General features: G+C 41.4%; 24 protein-coding genes. 13 read left to right on the top strand and 11 right to left on the bottom strand.

Going from position 1 to position 21,197, the window contains the following annotated elements:
* Positions 1–16 precede the first annotated feature (16 nt).
* From ACE1CA_RS02030 to ACE1CA_RS02015, 4 genes are all read right to left on the bottom strand, one after another.
* Positions 17–448 carry a hypothetical protein gene (locus tag ACE1CA_RS02030; RefSeq protein ID WP_413279250.1) on the bottom strand — a complete coding sequence of 144 codons (432 nt, stop codon included), beginning with the start codon at positions 446–448 and terminating at the stop codon, positions 17–19.
* Between the two features lie 167 nt (positions 449–615).
* Positions 616–804: a hypothetical protein gene (locus ACE1CA_RS02025; protein ID WP_413275382.1), complete on the bottom strand. Its 189-nt coding sequence runs from the start codon at positions 802–804 to the stop codon at positions 616–618.
* 30 nt (positions 805–834) lie between these two features.
* Positions 835–1,116, bottom strand: coding sequence for a hypothetical protein (locus tag ACE1CA_RS02020; RefSeq protein WP_413275381.1), 282 nt, complete (start codon positions 1,114–1,116; stop codon positions 835–837).
* Positions 1,117–1,118: 2 nt separating this feature from the next.
* Positions 1,119–1,298, bottom strand: a complete 180-nt coding sequence (locus ACE1CA_RS02015; RefSeq protein ID WP_413275380.1) for a hypothetical protein — start codon at positions 1,296–1,298, stop codon at positions 1,119–1,121.
* A gap of 325 nt (positions 1,299–1,623) precedes the next feature.
* Here ACE1CA_RS02015 and ACE1CA_RS02010 point away from each other — a divergent pair, with 325 nt between their 5' ends.
* The 3 genes from ACE1CA_RS02010 to ACE1CA_RS02000 all read left to right on the top strand — a co-directional run bounded on the left by ACE1CA_RS02010 (position 1,624) and on the right by ACE1CA_RS02000 (position 4,018).
* Positions 1,624–2,385 (top strand): hypothetical protein, encoded by a 762-nt coding sequence (locus ACE1CA_RS02010; protein ID WP_413275379.1) that lies wholly within the window; start codon positions 1,624–1,626, stop codon positions 2,383–2,385.
* 321 nt (positions 2,386–2,706) lie between these two features.
* Positions 2,707–3,270: a cyclic nucleotide-binding domain-containing protein gene (locus ACE1CA_RS02005; RefSeq protein WP_413275378.1), complete on the top strand. Its 564-nt coding sequence runs from the start codon at positions 2,707–2,709 to the stop codon at positions 3,268–3,270.
* A 43-nt stretch (positions 3,271–3,313) separates the two neighbouring features.
* Entirely contained in the window at positions 3,314–4,018 is a 705-nt protein-coding gene (locus tag ACE1CA_RS02000; RefSeq protein ID WP_486517621.1) for a hypothetical protein, read from the top strand.
* A gap of 144 nt (positions 4,019–4,162) precedes the next feature.
* On the opposite strand, the gene ACE1CA_RS01995 is transcribed toward ACE1CA_RS02000, so the two are convergent.
* Positions 4,163–5,515 (bottom strand): GAF domain-containing sensor histidine kinase, encoded by a 1,353-nt coding sequence (locus tag ACE1CA_RS01995; protein ID WP_486517620.1) that lies wholly within the window; start codon positions 5,513–5,515, stop codon positions 4,163–4,165.
* A gap of 434 nt (positions 5,516–5,949) precedes the next feature.
* Between ACE1CA_RS01995 and ACE1CA_RS01990 the strand changes: the two genes are divergently transcribed.
* A complete protein-coding gene (locus ACE1CA_RS01990) occupies positions 5,950–6,270 on the top strand; it encodes a DUF3155 domain-containing protein (RefSeq protein ID WP_413275375.1) in 321 nt (106 codons plus the stop codon).
* 398 nt (positions 6,271–6,668) lie between these two features.
* Here ACE1CA_RS01990 and ACE1CA_RS01985 read toward each other — a convergent pair whose 3' ends face one another.
* Positions 6,669–7,205: a cofactor assembly of complex C subunit B gene (locus ACE1CA_RS01985; RefSeq protein ID WP_413275374.1), complete on the bottom strand. Its 537-nt coding sequence runs from the start codon at positions 7,203–7,205 to the stop codon at positions 6,669–6,671.
* A 42-nt stretch (positions 7,206–7,247) separates the two neighbouring features.
* Positions 7,248–7,649, bottom strand: coding sequence for a PadR family transcriptional regulator (locus tag ACE1CA_RS01980; protein WP_413275373.1), 402 nt, complete (start codon positions 7,647–7,649; stop codon positions 7,248–7,250).
* An 804-nt stretch (positions 7,650–8,453) separates the two neighbouring features.
* Between ACE1CA_RS01980 and ACE1CA_RS01975 the strand changes: the two genes are divergently transcribed.
* From ACE1CA_RS01975 to nth, 4 genes are all read left to right on the top strand, one after another.
* Positions 8,454–9,035 (top strand): DUF3611 family protein, encoded by a 582-nt coding sequence (locus ACE1CA_RS01975; RefSeq protein WP_413275372.1) that lies wholly within the window; start codon positions 8,454–8,456, stop codon positions 9,033–9,035.
* A gap of 436 nt (positions 9,036–9,471) precedes the next feature.
* Positions 9,472–10,767 (top strand): serine--tRNA ligase, encoded by a 1,296-nt coding sequence (gene serS / locus ACE1CA_RS01970; protein ID WP_413278327.1) that lies wholly within the window; start codon positions 9,472–9,474, stop codon positions 10,765–10,767.
* A gap of 38 nt (positions 10,768–10,805) precedes the next feature.
* The gene (rseP, locus tag ACE1CA_RS01965; protein WP_413278326.1) at positions 10,806–11,897 is read left to right on the top strand and encodes an RIP metalloprotease RseP; all 1,092 of its coding nucleotides are present in this window, start codon (positions 10,806–10,808) and stop codon (positions 11,895–11,897) included.
* Positions 11,894–12,559 (top strand): endonuclease III, encoded by a 666-nt coding sequence (gene nth / locus ACE1CA_RS01960; protein ID WP_413278325.1) that lies wholly within the window; start codon positions 11,894–11,896, stop codon positions 12,557–12,559. The genes rseP and nth overlap by 4 nt, the downstream gene beginning before the upstream one ends.
* 351 nt (positions 12,560–12,910) lie before the next feature.
* On the opposite strand, the gene ACE1CA_RS01955 is transcribed toward nth, so the two are convergent.
* Positions 12,911–13,087, bottom strand: coding sequence for a hypothetical protein (locus ACE1CA_RS01955; RefSeq protein WP_413278324.1), 177 nt, complete (start codon positions 13,085–13,087; stop codon positions 12,911–12,913).
* 56 nt (positions 13,088–13,143) lie between these two features.
* On the opposite strand from ACE1CA_RS01955, the gene rpsN reads away from it, so the two are divergent.
* The gene (gene rpsN / locus ACE1CA_RS01950) at positions 13,144–13,446 is read left to right on the top strand and encodes a 30S ribosomal protein S14 (protein WP_413278323.1); all 303 of its coding nucleotides are present in this window, start codon (positions 13,144–13,146) and stop codon (positions 13,444–13,446) included.
* 72 nt (positions 13,447–13,518) lie between these two features.
* Here rpsN and ACE1CA_RS01945 read toward each other — a convergent pair whose 3' ends face one another.
* Positions 13,519–13,848: a hypothetical protein gene (locus ACE1CA_RS01945; protein ID WP_413278322.1), complete on the bottom strand. Its 330-nt coding sequence runs from the start codon at positions 13,846–13,848 to the stop codon at positions 13,519–13,521.
* 130 nt (positions 13,849–13,978) lie between these two features.
* Between ACE1CA_RS01945 and aat the strand changes: the two genes are divergently transcribed.
* Positions 13,979–14,554 carry a leucyl/phenylalanyl-tRNA--protein transferase gene (gene aat / locus ACE1CA_RS01940; protein WP_413278321.1) on the top strand — a complete coding sequence of 192 codons (576 nt, stop codon included), beginning with the start codon at positions 13,979–13,981 and terminating at the stop codon, positions 14,552–14,554.
* Between the two features lie 42 nt (positions 14,555–14,596).
* On the opposite strand, the gene ACE1CA_RS01935 is transcribed toward aat, so the two are convergent.
* Positions 14,597–15,415 (bottom strand): DUF3598 family protein, encoded by an 819-nt coding sequence (locus ACE1CA_RS01935; RefSeq protein WP_413278320.1) that lies wholly within the window; start codon positions 15,413–15,415, stop codon positions 14,597–14,599.
* Between the two features lie 737 nt (positions 15,416–16,152).
* Between ACE1CA_RS01935 and ACE1CA_RS01930 the strand changes: the two genes are divergently transcribed.
* The 3 genes from ACE1CA_RS01930 to ACE1CA_RS01920 all read left to right on the top strand — a co-directional run bounded on the left by ACE1CA_RS01930 (position 16,153) and on the right by ACE1CA_RS01920 (position 20,256).
* Positions 16,153–19,407, top strand: a complete 3,255-nt coding sequence (locus tag ACE1CA_RS01930; RefSeq protein WP_413278319.1) for a Calx-beta domain-containing protein — start codon at positions 16,153–16,155, stop codon at positions 19,405–19,407.
* A 69-nt stretch (positions 19,408–19,476) separates the two neighbouring features.
* On the top strand, positions 19,477–20,040 hold the full coding sequence (def, locus tag ACE1CA_RS01925) for a peptide deformylase (protein WP_413278318.1): 564 nt from the start codon (positions 19,477–19,479) through the stop codon (positions 20,038–20,040).
* A gap of 21 nt (positions 20,041–20,061) precedes the next feature.
* Positions 20,062–20,256, top strand: coding sequence for a hypothetical protein (locus ACE1CA_RS01920; RefSeq protein ID WP_413278317.1), 195 nt, complete (start codon positions 20,062–20,064; stop codon positions 20,254–20,256).
* 191 nt (positions 20,257–20,447) lie between these two features.
* On the opposite strand, the gene ACE1CA_RS01915 is transcribed toward ACE1CA_RS01920, so the two are convergent.
* Entirely contained in the window at positions 20,448–21,074 is a 627-nt protein-coding gene (locus ACE1CA_RS01915; RefSeq protein WP_413278316.1) for a hypothetical protein, read from the bottom strand.
* Positions 21,075–21,197: the final 123 nt, after the last annotated feature.

Genomic DNA, 21,197 nt, shown 5'->3' with positions numbered 1-21,197 from the left:
GAACTGGGGACTGGGATTATCTCAACATTTCTTCAGTCATTTGTGGCTGAAATTCGTTATTTACGAAATTGCGAATTACATTGAGTAAATTATTAGAATCAAATTCGACTGGTCGATCGCACATCTCCAAAAACTCCTCTGCTATCAGCTTTAAAGCCTCTGTGAACTCAGAAATTTGGGAAATGGAGAGAGTGCGATCGCCATAAGATATTCGCATTCCTTCCCCCCAAGGTTCAAATACAATTAGTTCTGGTTCTTCGACAATTTCAACTGCGATATTTTTACCTTGGGTCACAGTTTTCAGTCCGGTAATTAAAGCATCAAACCAAGAGTCTAAATAAGTGGATTTTTCCTGAATAGTTGTTGTATCATCGGTTAGCATGATATCGCCGATCGGATCGATCGGGTCAATTGTTTCTGATTCATCAAGATTTACTACTATTTTCATAATGGCTCTCCCGTACTTACGGTGATAAATTTTGCTAATCAGTTTGTGTTTTAGCTTGATTAGTGGGGATCTCAACGATCTGAGGTTAATAAGTTAGTTTTTGTACCTCTGATAAAGCTAAAGTCCAAATACCACAATCTTTAGGAATCATTTATTAGGTTTTTTTATCACTTCAAGTAGGGGAGAGCCAATTTGTTATTCACGAAATGGCGGATTACATTGAATAAATTATTAGAATCAAATTCGACTGGTCGATCGCACATCTCCAAAAACTCCTCTGCTATCAGCTTTAAAGCCTCTGTGAACTCAGAAATTTGGGAAATGGAGAGAGTGCGATCGCCAAAACACATCCCCATTCTTTCCCCCCAATACTACTTAATTGAAAATTACGCCTCAACTTCATTTTTGAGCAAAGATGAATTATCAGGCAATTTCCAAGACTTTCCCTGACAATGAACATATCCATCTTTAACAGTTACACCAAAAACTTGTCGCCCTAAATTAAAAAACTCTTGCCTTTCCTCTTCCGTTAAATAATCATCATTATCGATCGCACTTGCACTACGTCGAGGATTACCCCCAGCATCTAAATATCTTTTTCTTCCCAACTCAAACAACTCTTTAAATCTTGAATACTGCTGCTTTTCCAGTTCTGTTGGTTCTCTCATCTTTATGACTCCCATGTAGTTGGTACAATCTCACCATTTGGCAAAATCATCGAAATTGGTAATGCTGAACTAGTAGTCAAAATATACCAATGTCCCGTTTCTCTATCATAACGGCTACTGATGAGCAGTTCCAGAGTTTCTAGGGCGTTGACAATTAAATACTGTTCTTCCGTTGGTTCCATCAACTGTTATGCTATGAATTAACCTCAGCAATTTTACCGGAAAGAAAAACTATTTCATCTTCAATGTAAGAAAAAATATAGATTTACCGGAACTAATTTTTGCGCTCTACGTCTTTATCAATTCAGAAAAATCTCCTAGCCAATCACATAAAATATCTATAGATAGTTGTACCTCAAATGGTTGATGTACTTCAATATTAACCTTGTTAATCTAGAAAAAAGTAATTACAAACTCGCTCTCAATCAATTTAAAAAATATTGGAAACAAACCTTTTAAACCAGCGTCAAAAAGTTCAACAGAGAAAACCCAGGAGGGTGCTAAAGAATGTTTAAAATTCGCAACTGGAAATCAACAACAGCGCTAATTGTTGCTTTGGGAATGAGCGCTTCTGCGATCGCACCAATTTTAATTGCTTCTCCTGCTTGGGGACAATACCGAGATTCAATTAGTCAAAGAGGTAATTACAGAATTCCTGCGGGAACAGCGATTCAAGTCAGATATGATTCAGCAGAAAAAATTGTGGTTTCTCCTAATGAAACTACTAATTTAACTCTGAGTATCGATCGCGATGTAGTTTCTCGTGATGGAGAAATTTTAATACCTGCTAGAAGTCAAGTTACAGGACAATTACGACCAGCAAGTGGTGGTTCTCAATTTGTGGCTAGAGATTTAATTTTACCCAATGGAGAACGCCGATCGATCAACGCCTCCTCTGACATCATTACCAGAACCGAAGAAGTTCGCAAAGGTACAAATCTTACCAGTCTCCTAGCAGGTGCAGCTGTTGGTTCTGCTGCTGGCGCATTAATCGCTGGCGTTACAGGCGATCGCCGCATCGACGCATTAGAAGTTCTCGCAGGTACAGGCGTAGGAACTGTAGGCGGATTACTCTTAGGAGGACGCAACCGATCCAATAGAGTTGTAGTCATCGATCCTGACAACGACCTGGATCTTAGATTAGACTCGGACTTAGTAGTTAATTCTTTTGGACGCGCCCCTGGTTACAATTCAGGTTACAGTGACCCATATTATAATCCAAGTTATAATAACCGAAATTACGATCCAGGGTACAACAGAGGCATCTAGATGCACGAATCTTTCCAAGCAAAAAGCGATCGCTCTACAATTTGTCATAGCGATCGCTTTTTTATTTAATATTTATTGACAGCTTCCCTAGAAAACAAAAAAACTTATACAATAAAATTTTGCGGTGAATCATCGTCTGTCGTGATAGAGCAATATGTCGTGAGCGATCGTACTGACAACCTGCAATAATCATATTTCCAGAAGGGTCGCTATCTTTAAACATCTTTCTTTAATCTGAATTTTCCGCCTCGAATTGCTTAATTAGGGTGCTTTTAGAAATTATTTAACTATCCTTAGCATCAATTTACCAGGAAATCATTTATGGAAAAAGTTTTCTTAATTTTGGGAGAACTCAGCGATGATGACGTTGACTGGATAATTCAAACAAGTATATGGCAAGAAATTACAGCCAACACTGTGCTCATTGAAGAAGGAAAACCCGTAGATGCAATTTATATTCTCTTAGAAGGAACTTTAACAGTTTCTGTTTCTACCCTTGGGGGTAAAGAAATTGCTACACTAACAAGCGGCGAAGTTGTTGGCGAAATGTCTTTCATCGATTTTCGTCCCCCATCTGCTACAGTTACCTCTTCACAAAACTCTTTAGTTTTGTCCATTCCTCGTAAAGAATTAGCCAGAAAACTTCAATTCGATATTAGCTTTGCTTCCCGCTTTTACCGTGCATTAGCAATTCTACTTTCTCTGAGAATGCGTGGTTTAGTCAGTCAATTAGGTTACGGCAAAGCTCAAACCGAAGAAGTAGAATTAGAACAACTGCATCCTTACCTTTTAGAAAACATTAACCTCGCCAGAGCTAGGTTTGATTGGATAATTAGAAGGCTAAGGACAACCGAATTTCAACCTAAAACCCGACTAGATGAGTAAATAAATCAAATTAGTAGTAAAATTCATTAAACCTAGTTTTGTGATGAGTTACTTTATGTATAAGGGTAATTTCACCAGCACGAAAAAAGTTCTACTAATTGCTTTGTCAATCAAGTTTGCTACAACCATACCTTTAGTTTTACCATCTCCTAACTTCGCTCAAAATAATCCTAACTTACAGCAAGAAGAAAGACCTAGAAGACAAATTGCTATTAGAATTCCCGCAGGAACAAAACTTCCAGTAAGTTACAATGTAGCTAAGAAAATCCTAGTTGCACCTAATGAACCTGGGCCAATTACTTTAACTCTAACTTTAGTACGAAACGCCCCTTCTTTTAACGCCAGTTACTTAATTCCTGCCAGCAGTCAAATTATTGGCGAACTAGTAACAATGCAAGATCAAAAAACTGCTCAATTCGTCGCTAAAGAGTTAGTTTTATCGGATGGTCAAAGAATTGAAATTAGCGCTAGTTCGAGAATTATTGACAGAACTTCCGAAATTTCTAAAAACCAAAAAGTTGACAGAATTGTGAAAAATTCTGCTTTGGGTACAGCAGCAGCAGCAGCTTTTGTTGCGATGTCGGGAAACCCGCTGGTTGCTTCCCAACAAGTCTTATTAAATTCTGGCTTTGGTTCTTCTGACGCATTAATTGGCACGTTTCGCAATCAAGAGAAAGCCACAATTATTACGATATTTCCTAATAGTGATTTTACCCTAACTTTAAACTCCGATTTAGTTCTTAAATAGCTCATTAGCTTAGTCTGTTGGGAACAATAAAGAGTTGGCAACGAACTATTTATTACTCCTTACCGCTTAATCATAGCCCCTCTCTGTGGACGGGGAGGGGTTTCGGGTGGGGTGAATTAAGCGCATCTTCATAGAGAATTAGTATCAGTTAAATTCTGGTAGCCAAACAATAAAAGTAGTTCCTAATTGCTTGATTTTTGGATGTTTAGCAGGACTAAAAACCTCTATTTTTCCTTGCATTTGTTGGATTAATTCTTGAGCGATCGCCAAACCCAAACCAGTCCCCGGAATTTCGGTATTCTCTTTTACTCCTCGAAAGCCTCTTTCAAACAAATGCTCTAAATCTTGCGTCGGAACACCAGAACCATTATCGCTCACCGCTACGCCCAAAAACTTACCATCAGCGGTATTTTTCCGCTTAATTTCCACAAAAATTTTGCCCCCAGAAGGCGTATATTTCAAAGCATTATCTAAAATATTACTCAAAACTTCCGTTAAAGCCTTACTATCACATTTTATAATGGGTAAACGATCGGGAATTTCCGCTTTAAAAGTTAAGTTTCGCTCAAGTGCGATCGCCTCAGCCGCAGCCAAAACCGAATCTAAAACCTTCACCAAAGAACAAGCCGACAAACTCGGAATTTCCATCAACCCTGACTCCGGTAATAACAGCAAAGGTTGCTTAACATTCTTCGCCTTTTCTGTTTCCACCTTCGCCTCAACCGGAGAAATTGTCACCAAATCACCCAAAAATCCATCTTCTGGTGACTCATTCACATCATCAGTTAAATCAATTACCCGATCGAACTGTTGCAACAAATCTTGAATCCGATCGCTCTCTCGTAAAATATTAGCCGCAAACTCCCCATTCTTATCATTCAAACCCAATCTTTTCACCAGCAACTTTCCAAAAGTTCTTAACGCCGTCAAAGGATTTCGTAACTGATGTAAAAGATTATGTAACAAATCATTTTGTTGCGCTTGCAAACGTTGTTGTTCGCTAAATCTATGCTCCAACCATTGGGAACGTCGATCTAGAATACAAGCGATCGCGATCGTCTGAGCAATCTCCTCAATCTGACTCCTCTCCGACTCATTCCACGCCCTATCCCCCCGACTCGTCACCAACAAACCCATCACCACCTCCTGATGAATCAGCGGGAAAACAATCTGTCTTTGTTGCAGCAAAAAACTATCCTTCCCCTCATCCCCCGCCCACCGATCCAAAATTAACTCATTCTCATCCTCAGCCGCAGGTAAACGCCGTTTCGGATTCATTCCTTGCAACTCTTTTGGCAACAAACTGAGCGATCGTCTCTCCTCCCAAATTACCCCAGCTTCCGGGTAAGCCACGATCGGAATTAACTTAGTCTCCTTCTGTTCCACCACTTCCTGCGTCACATAAACCGCACATAAAGCCGCACCCAAAGATTGCCTCAACAAATCAACCTGCGCTTGACAAAGAGTTACGAATTCTGAACTGGCAGGCATCAACATAGCAGATCGGCCTATACAATCAATAATAGTTTGCCTAATAAACTGCCCTAACTAACCATCAGCTAGTTTTCTTGGGGCATCAGATGTGAAGAGATAAAATATATCCAATCCAGGCAATGATTAATGCCATAAATGCTTTTTCACTTCACCTAAACTTATTATCACCTTCCTTCCATCATCTCTAGCACTTCCTGTAGGACACTTCCCTCCCAAGACTGTTTCTCCCACCACCACCCCAGCCTGATACCATAAACCGTCTAATTATTCTACCCTTTCAATCCCTCTTCATCAAAATTTTTCATTATGCACTCTATCGACTGAAAGTTTTGTATCAAAGGGTTAATAAAACTTGATTTTTTTTACTCAAGCCGATATACTTGCGACGGTTTTGTAAATATCATTACAATTATTACCTTAAAGAGGAGGTAGACAGCTTGGCAAGGAGACGGAAGCGGAAAAGTCGTCGTCGCCAAGAAGGCCGGAGGATTCTTGAGCACGTGCCTCAATATAGCATCGAAAGTGGGCAAGAAAAACCTGTAACGGCGGCACGAAAATTTATTCAAGCCGAAGGGATTTTACCACCTGCATTATTGCTAGTGAAACGAAACGAGCATACTACAGATCGGTACTTTTGGGCAGAAAAGGGATTATTCGGGGCGCAGTACGTGGAAGAAAACCATTTCTTGTTCCCTAGCTTGCGGGAGTTAGAACACCCAAGCGACAAACCCCAACTAGCCACAGTACCAGCAGTCTGAAGAGATAAATTAAAAAATGGGTGGGAAATAACCACAATTTTCCTCTCAATTCTGCTATTTACCCCTTATTCAACCAGAATTAACTCAATGGTGAATCAGGTGTCAGGGTATGGAGTTAATTAGCAGGGCAAGGCTAAGAAGGGTTTTAACAAACCCAAAGAACGGCTCATTACCCCATACCCCCAGGCAGAGATGAGATTTTAAGGGGCGATGGAAAAACAAAACTCATTAGGATTTCTGTGGCAAATTCAACCAAATTAGAATCGTCTCGGATTAGCTAAGTGAAAATATTAAATCAACCCCATTCAAACCTTGGTTTGAATGGGGTTATACAATTTTGGGGGACTAAGGGACTTTTTTACTTTCTGCCTTCTGACTTCTGCCTGTTCCCTTACCCGCTACGGAACTTGTTGCCAGCCTAAAGTTGCTTGTAAAACGGATAATTCATCTCTGTGCCCAGTAACAGTAATTAGATTCTCTGTTTCTTGGGTATTTTCTGCGGCTGCACTTTCCAACTTTAGCGAAACTTGCTCTTGACGACCAGCTTTTTGCCAGTAGAAGATGCCTGCGACAGGTGACAACAGTTCCAAACCTAAAAATAGTAAACCTATCTGGGGGAATAGAAATGATAACACCAAAACCAAGCAAAGAATTCCGATCGCCGCCAAAAAAGTTAAGAAAATTGCTAAAAACCAACTTGGACGCACGAATCCGGCAAAAGTTACTTGGTTTTGCGTGGCATCTAAAGCGACGACCTTATAAGATCTCTGCCTGAAATACTGCTGCAATTGGGCTAAAAGCGAATCTGTGGATTCTGTGGACATCAATTTCATTACTTGTGTCCTATCCTTCACAGAAGCCCTGATAAAGAAGAATAGCCCGATCGCTAGCAGTATCGTCAGCAGCAAAGTTGAAGAAAGAATCGTCGTAATCATTCTAGAAACTCAATCAGAGAAGTATCTTTACTTTACATAAATTTACGTTCTCTCTGAAACCTCCTTCACAGGTTCCCGATGGTTACTCAATTCACCAGGTTGGTGATTTTTCGTCGCATAATCATGCCAAAGACCCGCTAAATTCTGTGCCTGTTCTCGCCAATCCGGTTTGATGCGGTACATCCTCCGGGGACGACCCCGCCCTTCCACCTTTTTCCAGTAACCGCTGATTGCCTGTTCCTCTTCCAGAAACTTTAAAGCGCTGTAAAGCACTGTATCCGAAAGACGATAAGCCGGATATTCCGTCTCGATTAACTGAATTAGTTCGGTTCCGTAGGATTCTCCCCTGGCTAATACAGAAAGAACGTAACAAACAGCTAACTCCTTGGTCAAGTAAATCGGGGGAGGATTATCGAAAAACTGGTAAATATCGTCGAATTTCATTTGCATAACCCGCTTAACACTCCATTGTTTTTTGCTTTATTTGCATTGCGTTGAACACGAACCGATCTCTTCATCATCAGAATAGCCAGCTAGTCTTAATTTAATCTGGGTTTATGGAACTCATCAGTATCAGCATCAATGATGATGAGATTGTATTTTTTCCGATGGGAGACTGCTGAATATTACGATCAATTTTAGACAGTCAATTGTTAGTCTGCTTGCCGATTCAGAAAATTATTTTGCCTTGCTTCTCACTGAAAGTTTAATTGCCAATCTATAAAGCTTGGAATAGAATCCTTTCAGCTAAGAAAAACAAAGTAAAGCGAACGATCGGCGTTCAATTTCACGCTAGGTGTAACAGAATCACTTGAAACTCTTATATTTTATTGTTTCTAAAAAGATTTAGCCTAGTAAGACGCATCTTTTCTCCTTGGTGTTCTCTATCCATACCATAGGGTTTTACTAAGGATAATTTATTTCTAGAGCATAGACCTCTGCTGGTGATGGGATTATGAGTATCATAAGCTCGCCAGCTTCTTTGGTCTGGCACTCCCTTATCAGTTAAGACTGCTTGGTGGTACAGTGCTAAAGTACCGCAAGTTATTAACTGTTTTTCTAAGTTTTTGGGGAAATCACAGGGCATCAGAGGCGATCGACAATGTTATTTACGAACACTTTGTTTTGTTGACTTACTCTAGCCAAATCGGACAATACTAAAATGAACTGAGGATTCGTATAGCGACCGAAAGCAAAGCGATCGCAGCAATTCCTTTTTATCTTAAATTAGCTAACAGGTTGATCGGTATGGCAAATAAATCAGATTCCTCATCAGTTCCTGCGGCTATTCGCCAAATAGCCGGAACTTTCCGCATTGCAGGCTGGACTAGTTTCTGGCTGCAATTAGTGTTAGGTGTAATTTCTATAGTTGTGTTGCTGTTGTTTATTGTTTTCAGTCGTTCACCTAATACCAATAGTCCCAACAGTGGTAATCCGGGAACTAATTTTGGTGTGTTTTTGGCAATTTGTGGAATTGTCAGTTTGGGTATTGGTGTTTACATGGGTTTCCGTTATGTTCGCATTGGCAGACAATTGCAATCATCCAATCCCACTATGCGTCCCCGGAAAGCAGAAACTATCCCGATCCTCCGCATGGGGTTAATCATTAATTTAGTAGGAATGTTATTAACTATTCTCGGTGCTTGGGCGATCGTTGGTTCTTTAGCAGCAAGATCGATTTCTCAAGTTCAAACCGCCATTTATGCCGATCCTTCTCGTTTGATTAGTTCTTTAGATATTCTGGCAGTACAAGCAAATATTAATACCATTGCTGGACATTTTGCCGGAATTATTGTAGCGCTTTGGTTGATCGATCGCATCAGTCGCTAACGCTTTGGGGACTGGGTACTGGGTACTGGGGACTGGGGATTGGGGATTGGGGATTGGGGATTGGGGACTGGGGATTGGGGATTGGGGATTGGGGATTGGGGACTGGGGATTGGGGACTGGGATTCCTTGTAGATTAAGCACTTAGTCTCAGATTATAACGATTACAACAATTCTGGAAGCAGGGAAGACAACTGAAAGATCGTCAAGACTAATCAAGAAATCTGGTAAATCTGTTAATCCTAGTTAAACTTTCCCAATCCCCAATCCCCAATCCCCAATCCCCAGTCCCCAATCCCCAATCCCCAATCCCCAATCCCCAGTCCCCAATCCCCAATCCCCAATCCCCAGTCCCCAATCCCCAATCCCCAATCCCCAATCCCCAATCCCCAGTCCCCAAATGATATCCTAATTAATTGGCTCCAATGAGTAGAAACCTGTGCTAGACCTCAAGCAAATCCGGGAAAATTCACAATACGTCCAAGAGCGCTTAAATCTGCGTAGTGCTGGTCAATATGACCTGCAACCGATTTTAGAATTAGACCAACAGCAAAGACAATTAGAACAAGAACGCAGCCAACTACAAGCGCGTAGCAACGAAATTGCTAAACTCATTCCTGCCAAAATTAAACAAGGTAGCGACCCCAAAGGCGCAGAAATTTTAGAATTGCGGGAAGAAGGAAACAAAGTTAAAACCGAAATTGGCGAACTAGAACCAAGAGAAAAAGAACTTAAATCCCAACTAGAAACCCTACTTTTAGCACTTCCCAATTTACCAAGCGAAACTACACCCATTGGGAAAAGCGAAGAAGATAACCCAGAAGTGCGGCGTTGGGGAGAAGAATATAAACCGCAACATTCGGTGTTACCGCATTGGGAGATTGGGGAAAAGTTGGGGATTTTGAATAGCGATCGCGCAGTCAAAGTCGCCCAAAGTCGGTTTATCATGCTTAAAGGCGCAGGTGCAGCCCTAGAACGAGCATTAATCAACTTTATGCTCGACAAACAAACCGCAGCAGGTTACATCGAAGTCCTTCCCCCATTGTTAGTTAACAGCCAATCTCTCACCGCTACAGGTCAACTACCCAAATTTTCCGAAGAAAGCTTCAAATGTCAAGATGACGACCTTTGGCTAATCCCCACCGCAGAAGTACCCGTCACCAACCTTTACCGTGAAGAAATCCTCGAAGCATCTCAATTACCCATTCGTCACTGCGCCTACACCCCTTGTTTTCGCCGGGAAGCTGGCGCTTACGGCAGAGATACCAAAGGATTAATTCGCCTGCATCAATTCAACAAAGTCGAATTAGTTAAATTCGTCCATCCCGACAACTCAGAAGCAGAACATCAAGCACTCGTGCGCGACGCAGAGGCAATTTTACAAGCCCTGAAGCTACCTTATCGAGTAATTGAACTTTGTACCGGAGACTTGGGTTTCGGGGCGGCAAGGTGCTACGACTTAGAAGTGTGGCTACCTTCTGCGGATAAATACCGGGAAATTTCTAGCTGTTCCAACTTTAGAGATTTTCAAGCCCGACGAGGTGGTATTCGCTTTAAGGAAACAGGGAAAAAAGGCACTCAGTTTGTCCATACATTGAACGGTTCTGGGTTAGCTGTAGGCAGGACAATGGCAGCAGTGTTGGAGAATTACCAACAATCAGACGGCACAGTAAAAATACCTGAAGTGTTGCAACCTTATCTAGGGCGAGATGTGCTCTACGAAACAGCAACGTAAAATGAAGAAATGTGTAGATTTAGCAGCATAAAATATCTATGTCAGTTTTGGCAGCGATCGCAGTCCTAGCTATCCTAATTGTGGTACACGAGTTAGGTCATTTCATGGCAGCTCGTCTTCAAGGCATTCATGCCAACCGTTTTTCCCTTGGTTTTGGCCCTATACTTTGGAAATACCAAGGGCCAGAAACCGAATACGCCATCCGTGCTTTTCCCTTGGGGGGATTTGTCGGTTTTCCCGACGATGAGCCAGATTGTAAATATCCCGCAGACGATCCAAATTTACTCCGCAATCGTCCCATTTTAGACCGGGCAATTGTCATCAGCGCCGGGGTAATTGCTAACCTAATTTTTGCTTATTTAGTGTTAGTAATTCAGTTTGGAATTGTCGGCGTTCCTAAAGGAATTAACTATCAACCTGGAGTACTTGTTCCCCAAGTTATTTCAGAAAATTCACCAGCAGCAGTTGCCGGAATTAAAGCCGGAGATGTGATTCTTTCAGTTAACGGTAAAGAACTCGGTGCTGTTAAAGAAGCCCCAGAATTACTGAAAACAGAAATTCAAAACTCTGCCAACAAACCCATTACAATCACTGTAGAAAGGAATGGGAACACAGGCTCTGTCAACCTCACACCAGAAGCGGGAACGGATGGTAAAGGGCGAATTGGCGTTCAATTAGTTCCTAATGGCAATCCCATTTATCGTCGTCCTAATAATATTTTGGAAGTCTTTAGCTTAGCCGCAGACCAATTCCAACAAATTTTTGTGGGAACGATAAAAGGATTTTATCAGTTAATTACCAATTTTCAGGAAACTGCTTCTCAAGTAGCTGGCCCTGTGAAAATTGTTGAAGCTGGCGCAAAGTTGGCACAATCTGATATTAGTCGGCTATTTTTGTTTGCCGCTTTAGTTAGTATTAACTTGGCAATCATTAATATTTTGCCTTTACCAGCTTTAGATGGTGGACAATTGGCTTTTTTGGTAATTGAAGGGTTGCGTGGTAAACCTTTACCAACTCACATTCAAGATGGTGTCATGCAAACTGGGCTAATGTTACTCTTAGGACTAGGAATCTTTTTGATTGTCCGAGATACAACCCAACTTGAGTGGGTACAAAAGTTACTTCAGTGAGCATCACTCGTAAACTAGCCAGTAAGCAGCAAAGAGCGTTGGAGATTTTGATTCGTTTAAAGCGACTTTATCCCAACGCTACTTGCACGCTTAATTATGAAACTCCAGTACAATTACTGGTGGCGACGATTCTCTCGGCGCAATGTACTGATGAGCGAGTGAATCAGGTAACGCCAGAATTGTTTCGCCGTTTTCCTGATGCAGAAGCGATCGCCAACGCCGACCTCAGCGAGTTAGAATCGTTGATACGCTCCACAGGCTTCTACCGCAACAAAGCCAAAAATATCCAAGGCGCTTGTCGCATGATTGTAGAAAAATATCGTGGTCAAGTTCCAAAACTCATGGAACAATTGCTGGAATTACCCGGAGTAGCCAGAAAAACCGCTAACGTAGTTTCAGCGCACGCTTACGGCATTTTTCACGGTGTAACAGTCGATACCCACGTTAAACGCCTGAGTAATAGACTAGGTTTAACCGAACATCAAGACCCAATTCGCATCGAACGAGATTTAATGACCCTTTTACCCCAACCTGATTGGGAAAACTGGTCAATTCGCCTAATCTATCACGGTCGCGCCATTTGTACCGCCCGAAAACCTGCCTGTAACGCCTGTGTCTTAGCTGACTTGTGTCCTTCCGCAAATTTAGATAGTAGAGAGTAGGGGAACTATCTTGCTGCGAATTCATAAATAAAATTTTGACGCAGATGAACACAGATAAACGCAGATAAACACATGAACCTAAGCAGACTTCTCTTCTAATCCAATATCTCCTAACAACAATAGTTAAGCTGCAACAGAAATTGCTTTTGCCTTCAGGGGAGCATCCCAAATGTGTAAATTGCCCCTCAGACTGGAAGTCTGGGGCTATACAAACCAAGTCCGCCTACGCGGACTTTTAGCCTGCGGAGGCAGGCTTTGTCTGTGTAGCCGCGATTTCTAATCGCTTGGTATTTTAGCAAAATTGGGATGCTCCCGCCTTCAGGGATGGTTCGGGAATAGCTTGACCATCCTCTAACGTGGTTTAATTGTTTGAATCATTAGGGCTTCTATTTCCAGGGCTTGCAACCACAGCTGATAGGTTAACACCGTTGCAGCTATTTTTACATCATTTGGGTTGAGGCGATCGATAAATGCCCAAGTTAAGCAGTTTAACCCACTTTCCCTACTCCCTGTTAAAAAAATGCCCAAAAAAGCTAAGATAGAAAATGCTGTCTTAATCGTTCTAGAAGGAACAATAGTTTTTCATGGCTAAAAAGAGCATGATTGAGCGCGAGAAAAAGCGCCGCAAGTTAGTGGAAAAGTACGCCGAAAAGCGGGAAGAGTTACTAGATCAGTTTGCTAGTGCGACTACTCAACAAGAAAAGTTTGCAATTCATCGTCAAATTCAACAATTACCTCGAAATAGCTCTCGGACTCGGTTGCGGAATCGTTGCTGGGTGACTGGTCGCCCTAGAGGATATTATCGTGATTTTGGTTTGTCTCGCCACGTTTTGCGGGAGTGGGCGCACCAAGGTTTATTACCTGGGGTTGTTAAATCTAGCTGGTAGAAATAAAAGTGTTGAGTTGTGAGTCTTGAGCTAATTGTGAATTAAAAACTCAAAACTCAAAACTCAAAACTATTATTGTCCACAACAGCGATCGATCCCTAAACTATCTAAAAGAATGTCGCTGACAGCGTTGGCGATCGCAAATTCACTATAAAAACTTTGGGAAAAGTCAAACGCCTGCATCTCTGTCACAATGGCAATTACCAGAGATCCTAAATCGTTTTCCCCTTCCATACGTTGTCGCGCATAAATTTGCGCGGCGCGATGAGCAATTTGCTGATTGACTGTTTCCGGGATAAATTCTCGATCGAGCCATCTCTGCAAATTTGTCCGCAACCATTCCGCCTCTTGTTGAGGGTTTTGTGCGGATGGTAGTGTAATCGGTGGAATTGGTTCAGCCATTTTCACTCAAAATACTGTGGGAGGGTGAGAATTTTACCTTTTAACAAATACTAAGGTTATCATTTCAAGACAAGTTAAATATTAAAAACGGATAGGTTCATAAATAGCCACTTAAATTAGTAACTAATCCATGCAAGTGGAAATTAAAGGAATTATAGAGGGATACGCCCAAGGTTTCTTTTTAATGGCAGACGAATCTGGTATTTTAAACTGGTATTCTAGTCATAAACGTGCGTTGATCCCGCTTGACGATCGCTTTCGTTACCCAAAATCACTACGTCGGGCGATTAATCAAGAAAGATTTCAAGTTGCCATAAATCGAGATTTTTCTGCTGTAGTCGAAGGTTGCGCCGATCGAGAAACTACTTGGATTTCTCCCGAATTAAAGCAGATCTATAAAGCACTTTACCACGCTGGTTGGGCTTATAGTTTTGAAACTTGGCAAGAGGATCGATTAGCTGGGGGGATTTTAGGAATAGTTATTGGTGGCGCATTTATTGGCGAATCAATGTTTTACCAAATTCCTGAAGCCTCAAAGGTGGCAATGGTAAAATTAGTAGAATATTTGCGATCGCGTCAATTTGTCTTTTTTGATGCTCAAATGAATAACCCTCACCTAGAAAGGTTTGGCGCATTTATAGTAACAGATAAAGAGTATCAAACATTACTCAAAAAAGCCCTCAAATATCGAGGTTCTTTTATTTAATCTCTGAGATACCCGACTTCTTGAAGAAGTCGGGTATCTAGTTCAAACCTTTTTTTCTGTTACTAAAGTCAAACTTACCCATTCCCCTTTTTCATTATAACTGCGAATTAATCTTTGTCTTTCTTCAGGAGAATGTAACCAACCAACTTCTAAAAAACAGGTTTGTCCAAATATAATTTTAGTTGGACAAGTAGCGGAAGCACCATTAGGTAATAATAAAACTTGTACTTTTTGGGTGTTTTGTGCAAAAGAGAGAATAGAACCTTGAACTTTAGCAGTTGACTCAATAGTGCGATTAGCAAAACTTAGCTGTTGAACTAAATCTCCTGAGTCATTGAGATAAATTTTTAATCTAGTGGGATAGGTATCAGGCGATCGCCAATCAGGATAGATTGTTACTGCTTCACCTACCCATTCTCCCAACAATTGTTCTACAGTTAAATCAGGAATTTCTTTCGCTTGAGTACCAGCTAAAATTTCCCGAATTAAAGTAATTTGTTCTAACTCACTATTTTTATTAAACAACTGTACTAAGCGCAAACGGCGATCGCCATTTATCAAACCCAACTCCGCCCCAAACTCCGAAAAAGGCGCAATCTGTATCGATCCCTGAGAAAAAGCCCCATTTTCAAAAAACAGAACACCCCGCCCCAAAGAACTATACTCTAAAACCTTTTCCCCTACTTCTCCAGTAGGTAAAAATCGCCGAATTTTTTGGCGAATAACTTGATTGTTATCCAACCCTTCCAAAGACACTACTGTACGAGTATCTTCCACTAATTTTCCCCTTGGCGAGAATCGAGTAAAAGAACCTTGCCATTCCCCCAAATTTTCTAATAAACATTCCCACTGAGATTTCATTTTTTTTACCATATTGCTTTAGTATAAATTCTCATCTTTATATCATATTAAGCAACTTTCCGCTAGACCTATAAGTAACATAGTTGATTTTTGTCTCTTTGCCAACAGAAAATTATAAAAATCTGCTAATTTTTTTAATTAAACACTTGGCAAAATCAGCTGTGATTTGAGTAAAATATTAATAACTTTAGGTGCTAAATTTGGAGAGCAAACGCCTGACGGCACACTACGGGAAAGTTAAATTCTCCTTACCCAATATTGGCTAAAGCAACTATGCAGGGTTAACATTTTACCTGGGTGGTATCAAGTAAATAAAGCATAGGGATACCCGTGTTTTTATTTACACTACTACTACATTAAACCCATCTATTATTCTGATGAGAAAAACTTTATCAGTAAAAGTAGTGTAGCAAAACTAGCTTGCTAGAGGTAAAGGTAAATTAAACTTTGGATTTCACAAATAATGACAATCAACTTGCCATAATAGTCCGATCGGAGATTAACTAGAGTAAGAGCCAGTAAAAAACTTGTATAGTTTACCTTTACGGGCATAACTCCCTGAACTCAGGCTATCAGCTTCAGTGGCACGAAGCCAAAAAAAAGTGCATCATTGCATTCTACTTAAACCAATTAAACCAACACAAAATAGTATATTTGTGGAAATAAATGCTAATAATCACTCTTTTTAGACCTAAATCGTTAGATTATATGGATTAGGTAGTGAGGAGATATAGACAATGGCGACTATCATCGGTACCCCAGGTAACGACTTTCTAAAAGGAACCATAGACGCTGACCTAATACTTGGGTTAGCAGGTAATGACACCGAACTAGGTTTAGAAGGAAGAGACTCCCTCTTCGGTAATGAGGGGCAAGATTTCCTCTTTGGCGGGCCAGGTAACGACCTAATCAACGGCAACCAAGGTAACGACGTAGGAAACGGCAACGAAGACAATGACTCAGTATATGGTGGGGCAGGTAATGACGAAGTACGCGGAGGAAAAGGTAACGACCTGCTATTTGGAGACTTAGGCAATGATTCTATCTTTGGCGACCTAGATAATGACACCATTTTTGGTGGTTTCGGATTTGATTTTCTGAGCGGCAATGCAGGTAATGATGTCATTAACGGTAACGAAGACAATGACACCATTTTTGGTGTTGACGGCAACGATTCACTATACGGTGGTCAAGGTAACGACTTTGTAGTTGGAGACACAGGACTTGACACCATTTTTGGTAATTTAGGAAACGATACCCTCTATGGTGGTGAGGATGATGACTACATCAACGGTAACGAGGGTGATGATTTCCTAAGTGGGAATGACGGCAACGATACCGTTTTTGGTGGTCAAGGTAATGACAGCATTTTTGGCGGCAAAGACAACGACAGACTTTTCGGTGATAAAGGCAAAGACACCATTTTTGGTAACTTAGGCCGTGACAGCATCTTAGGCGGTGAAGACGATGACTTTCTCAACGGTAATCAAGACAGAGACACCATTTTTGGTGGGCAAGGCAACGACAGCATTCTTGGCGGCGAAGACGACGACTTACTTTACGGTGACAAAGGTAACGATACAGTCTTTGGTAATTTAGGTAATGATAGTGTATTTGGTGGTGCCGGGGCAGATTTCCTGAACGGGAATGAAGGTGACGACACTCTCAATGGTAATGAAGACAACGATACTGTTTATGGTGGTCAAGGTAACGACATAGTAAGGGGAGGCAAAGGTAATGACTCCTTATTTGGCGATAAAGGTTCTGACACTATTTACGGTGATATAGGTGCTGATACTCTTACGGGAAATAGTGGCGATACAGGTACCGCAGATCTCTTTGTTATAGGTTTAACTGGCGATCCAACGAATAAAACCACTGGTGGTCTTACGGTTGCAGATGCCGACTTGATTACTGATTGGGATTTATGTATAGATCAGATTTCGCTTACAGGTGGGCTAAGTTTCGACGATTTAGTTCTGGCACAGGGTACTGGAGCAAATGCAGCTAACACCATTGTTTCAATTTCTAGCAGCTTTAAAGGTAATGGTGCAGGTGAGTTTTTATCCATTCTCAAGAATGTCAATGCGAGCAGTATTGATGGCACTTCGTTTATCGATAGTAATGGTAAAATCGGCCCAGCTAGACCAATTATTGTTGCTACTGATGGTATAGCGATCGAACCAATAACCACACCTAATGGCACTCTGGAAAACAACGGCGAATTTACAGTTCTGATTCCCTGTAAAGCTGACAGCGATTTAGCAATTACTTATACTGTCACCTCCACTGGTACTGGGGTAGCTACTCCAGGTGTTGATTATCAAACTTTAAGTGGCACAGTCGTTATTCCTAAAGGTTCCGACAGAGCAACTATTCCTGTAATTCCAATTGGAGATACTGTAGCTGAAGGGCCAGAAACCGTTACACTCACCTTAACGCCTAAAGGTACAGGCTTTGTATCAGGAACTCCTCAAAGTGCCACAGTCACAATATTAGATGCAGTAGTCACCAATAAACCGATCGTCTTTGTCACCGCACCTCAACCTACCACTAAAGAGGGTACTGGCCCTGCGGGTTCATTTCAGTTTGCACGCACTGGAGGCGATATTACCCAACCCCTAACAATCAACTACACTGTTGCTGGTACAGCTACCCCTGGTGTTGATTACAATCCTACTTTGAGCGGTACTATCACCATTGGCGCAAATCAGACTGTCTCAACCCAAATTACAATTACAGCTTTAGGTGATTCAACTATCGAGCCAACTGAGACAGTAGTCGTATCAACAAAGCAAGACTCTAATTATATTGTAGGCTCGCAAAGCACTGCCGCTGTCAGTATTTTGGAAGCTAACCCTTTAGTCGCTCCTCCTGCTGGTCGAGGTCCTATTGTTCGGTATAACTCCAGTGGAACTCTACAGCCAGGAGATTACACTACCTTTACTGCTGCGGTTACAGCGTCTAACGATAACGACATTATTGTGGCGCAACCAGGAACATATAATGAACCGGGTGCTGTCGCTATCAACAAACCTTTAACTGTGCGTGGGTCGAATGCTGGTCTTAGTCCAGGTAGTGGTTCTTTAGGCCCCCAGAGTATTGTTAATGGTGTCAGTGGTCAACCAGTGTTCGCGGTTAACACTAATCAGCCTGTTACTATTGAAGGATTGACCATTAAGGGGAATGCTACCGATCAGAATTTGATCCAAGGAAATATAAGCAATACTGGTCTTGTAATTCGCCAAAACCAATTTACAGGGACTGGGCCATCTAACGGTGGAGTGATCCGTGCAGACTTTAGCAATAGTACTGGTTCGTTGACAATTGTAGACAACTTAATTCGTGATGTGCAAACCACTGGTGGTAGTGTCACCAGTGCTATCCAGGCATTTCGGATTAACAACGTGACAATTACAGATAACGTAATTGCTAACCTCACCGGGCCAGGTATTGTGATGGATTCGATTACAGGACAAGGTGTAGTAATCAATAACTCTGTAAGTAATTTAGGGGAGTATGGTATACAGTTAGCAGGTGGTAACGCTACAATCTCGAACAATAACATCACAAACGTGGTTTTGGGGCCAGATCTAACCCCGAACACAGGTGATGAAGACCTTACTTATGGTGGTATCCGTCTGAGAAATTCTGGCTTTAATCCGGCAACTTCAACTTTAGGTACTGTGAATGTTACCAGCAATGTGATCACCAACTCTGTTAATGCGTTTGTAATTAGACCCCTGCAAGCGGGAGATCCGGCAGCAGCGGCAGTAACAGTTCCCAATACTGTTAAAGTCAATCAAAATAATTTCATCGGTAACGCGAAATCTGGTCTTTTAAATGGCGGTACTGGTGGTACCCTCGATGCGACAAATAACTGGTGGGGTGTCCCAACAGGGCCAGTAGTTGGTGGTACTGGGCAAAATGCTATTACTGGGGTGGGTGCTGGTTCTGTCACGTTTATTCCCTTTGCTAGTGCGCCCTTCTAAGCTGAAAATGGCAAGATAAAATGAAGGAAAGAGAAAGTGTGAAATTAGTCCTATTCGCCATTATTTTCCATGACATCTGAGGTTGTAGTCGAAAAGAAAAAGTTAGATAAGCCACCTTTGGAAATTCATACTTTGGGCGATCGCGTTTTGCGCCAACCAGCAAAGCGCGTTGCCAAAGTAGATGCCGAAATTCGTCAACTAGTGCGGGAAATGCTGCAAACTATGTATACTGCTGACGGCATTGGTTTAGCAGCACCCCAAGTAGCTGTTCATAAGCAATTGATCGTCATTGATTGCGAGCCTGATAATGCAGCTAATCAGCCTCTAGTTTTGATTAATCCCGCTATCAAAGCTGCCAGTCGAGAACTTTGTGTGGCTCAAGAAGGCTGTTTGAGTATTCCCCAAGTTTACTTGGATGTGAGACGACCAGAAGCGATCGAAGTTTCTTTCAAAGACGAATATGGTCGTCCCCGCACCATCTCAGCTAATGGTTTATTAGCACGCGCCATTCAACATGAAATGGATCATTTGAATGGGATTTTGTTTGTAGACCGTGTAGAAAATGGTTTAGCTTTAAACCAAGAACTGAAAAAATACGGCTTTTCCACTCAAGCTGTTAAGCCAATCGAATAAGGAGAAATAGTTGTGGGTACAATGACTCCCAAAAGTGGTTTGTTTTTGTTGGCTTCTTGTGTATCTGCGATCGCCGCTGTTGGCTCAATTTTTGAGCTATCTTCAGGAAATCCAGATCTAGGCAACCTGACTACTGGGATTATTCTCGCTATTAGTTTGCCCTTGGGAGGATTATTCTTCTTTGCAGCTGTTCGGAGTGCCCAAACTAATCAGTAATAATCCATTAAATAGAGAACAGGCAACAGGGAATAGTTTTTTCTATTCCCTGTTCCTTTTTTTTATAAATTCTTGTAAGTTAAGTAGTGACAAAATCTCAAATTTAGCAATCTATAAATAAAAAGTAAGGAGCAAACTTTCACTACTTTTAGGAGAGAGACAAAAGTAAATAGCTAAAGCTTTCAAATTTATTATTGCTGCTCTAATTCTGCTAAAGCATAACGAGCGATCGCTAATCCTAAACGAGCTTTTTCTATATCCGACAACTCAGCAAAAGGTAATCCCCTTACCGTCGCCAACATTGAATCAATCGCTGCTGTTTCGCTTCCCCGCATCGCAAAAGCTAAAGGACGAGAAAATAAATATAAATCTCCTTCATGCCAATTAGGTAATAATTCTTGTACGCAGCGCACCAACTGATCTGCTAAACTCATTTGACGATCGACCCGATCCTCTCTAAACCTTAACTGATAAGCTTTCTGAGCAATCAGTTCTAACCAATCACTTGGTACAAGAGTGGCAAACTTTTGCCGCAAAATAGCCAAAAGATCTGGTGCTGCTACATGGGGAACATGAATAGACCAAATTGCATCTAATTGATTAAATAAATTTCTCGCCTTTTGTTCTACTTCTTCTACCCAATCATCAAATTGAAATGTCTTTTCTAACTGAGCAAAATGAGCATCTGAATCTGCATCTGTGGGATTCCAATAATAAACAGACTCTTCCTCTGTTTGCAGTAAAACATCTAACAACTCTTGTTCAGCTTGAGAATGAAAAGAAGGGAAACATCCTGAACCACTAATTTGACTGGTCATAATTTTAACTCCTGAGTCTTATTTTTAACTAACGCTGTCCGTAGTTAGACTACATCAGCAGTTTTACCAGTTCCGTAACTTTCCGATTTTTTACGATCAAACAGGAATTGAGTAGCGGAAGTA

The sequence above is a fragment of the Floridaenema evergladense BLCC-F167 genome, assembly GCF_041929205.2.
Taxonomy (GTDB): domain Bacteria; phylum Cyanobacteriota; class Cyanobacteriia; order Cyanobacteriales; family Aerosakkonemataceae; genus Floridanema; species Floridanema evergladense.
The sequence above is the reverse complement of the archived record's forward strand: the minus strand, read 5'-3'. Positions and strand labels throughout refer to the sequence as shown.

What these genes read in the sequence shown, in the direction of transcription:
- ACE1CA_RS02030 (WP_413279250.1), bottom strand. Translation starts at nt 448, where the DNA reads ATGAAAATAGTAGTAAATCTTGATGAATCAGAAACAATTGACCCGATC.
- ACE1CA_RS02025 (WP_413275382.1), bottom strand. Translation starts at nt 804, where the DNA reads ATGGGGATGTGTTTTGGCGATCGCACTCTCTCCATTTCCCAAATTTCT.
- ACE1CA_RS02020 (WP_413275381.1), bottom strand. Translation starts at nt 1,116, where the DNA reads ATGAGAGAACCAACAGAACTGGAAAAGCAGCAGTATTCAAGATTTAAA.
- ACE1CA_RS02015 (WP_413275380.1), bottom strand. Translation starts at nt 1,298, where the DNA reads ATGGAACCAACGGAAGAACAGTATTTAATTGTCAACGCCCTAGAAACT.
- ACE1CA_RS02010 (WP_413275379.1), top strand. Translation starts at nt 1,624, where the DNA reads ATGTTTAAAATTCGCAACTGGAAATCAACAACAGCGCTAATTGTTGCT.
- ACE1CA_RS02005 (WP_413275378.1), top strand. Translation starts at nt 2,707, where the DNA reads ATGGAAAAAGTTTTCTTAATTTTGGGAGAACTCAGCGATGATGACGTT.
- ACE1CA_RS02000 (WP_486517621.1), top strand. Translation starts at nt 3,314, where the DNA reads ATGAGTTACTTTATGTATAAGGGTAATTTCACCAGCACGAAAAAAGTT.
- ACE1CA_RS01995 (WP_486517620.1), bottom strand. Translation starts at nt 5,515, where the DNA reads ATGTTGATGCCTGCCAGTTCAGAATTCGTAACTCTTTGTCAAGCGCAG.
- ACE1CA_RS01985 (WP_413275374.1), bottom strand. Translation starts at nt 7,205, where the DNA reads ATGATTACGACGATTCTTTCTTCAACTTTGCTGCTGACGATACTGCTA.
- ACE1CA_RS01980 (WP_413275373.1), bottom strand. Translation starts at nt 7,649, where the DNA reads ATGAAATTCGACGATATTTACCAGTTTTTCGATAATCCTCCCCCGATT.
- ACE1CA_RS01975 (WP_413275372.1), top strand. Translation starts at nt 8,454, where the DNA reads ATGGCAAATAAATCAGATTCCTCATCAGTTCCTGCGGCTATTCGCCAA.
- rseP (WP_413278326.1), top strand. Translation starts at nt 10,806, where the DNA reads ATGTCAGTTTTGGCAGCGATCGCAGTCCTAGCTATCCTAATTGTGGTA.
- rpsN (WP_413278323.1), top strand. Translation starts at nt 13,144, where the DNA reads ATGGCTAAAAAGAGCATGATTGAGCGCGAGAAAAAGCGCCGCAAGTTA.
- ACE1CA_RS01945 (WP_413278322.1), bottom strand. Translation starts at nt 13,848, where the DNA reads ATGGCTGAACCAATTCCACCGATTACACTACCATCCGCACAAAACCCT.
- aat (WP_413278321.1), top strand. Translation starts at nt 13,979, where the DNA reads ATGCAAGTGGAAATTAAAGGAATTATAGAGGGATACGCCCAAGGTTTC.
- ACE1CA_RS01935 (WP_413278320.1), bottom strand. Translation starts at nt 15,415, where the DNA reads ATGAAATCTCAGTGGGAATGTTTATTAGAAAATTTGGGGGAATGGCAA.
- ACE1CA_RS01930 (WP_413278319.1), top strand. Translation starts at nt 16,153, where the DNA reads ATGGCGACTATCATCGGTACCCCAGGTAACGACTTTCTAAAAGGAACC.
- def (WP_413278318.1), top strand. Translation starts at nt 19,477, where the DNA reads ATGACATCTGAGGTTGTAGTCGAAAAGAAAAAGTTAGATAAGCCACCT.
- ACE1CA_RS01920 (WP_413278317.1), top strand. Translation starts at nt 20,062, where the DNA reads ATGACTCCCAAAAGTGGTTTGTTTTTGTTGGCTTCTTGTGTATCTGCG.
- ACE1CA_RS01915 (WP_413278316.1), bottom strand. Translation starts at nt 21,074, where the DNA reads ATGACCAGTCAAATTAGTGGTTCAGGATGTTTCCCTTCTTTTCATTCT.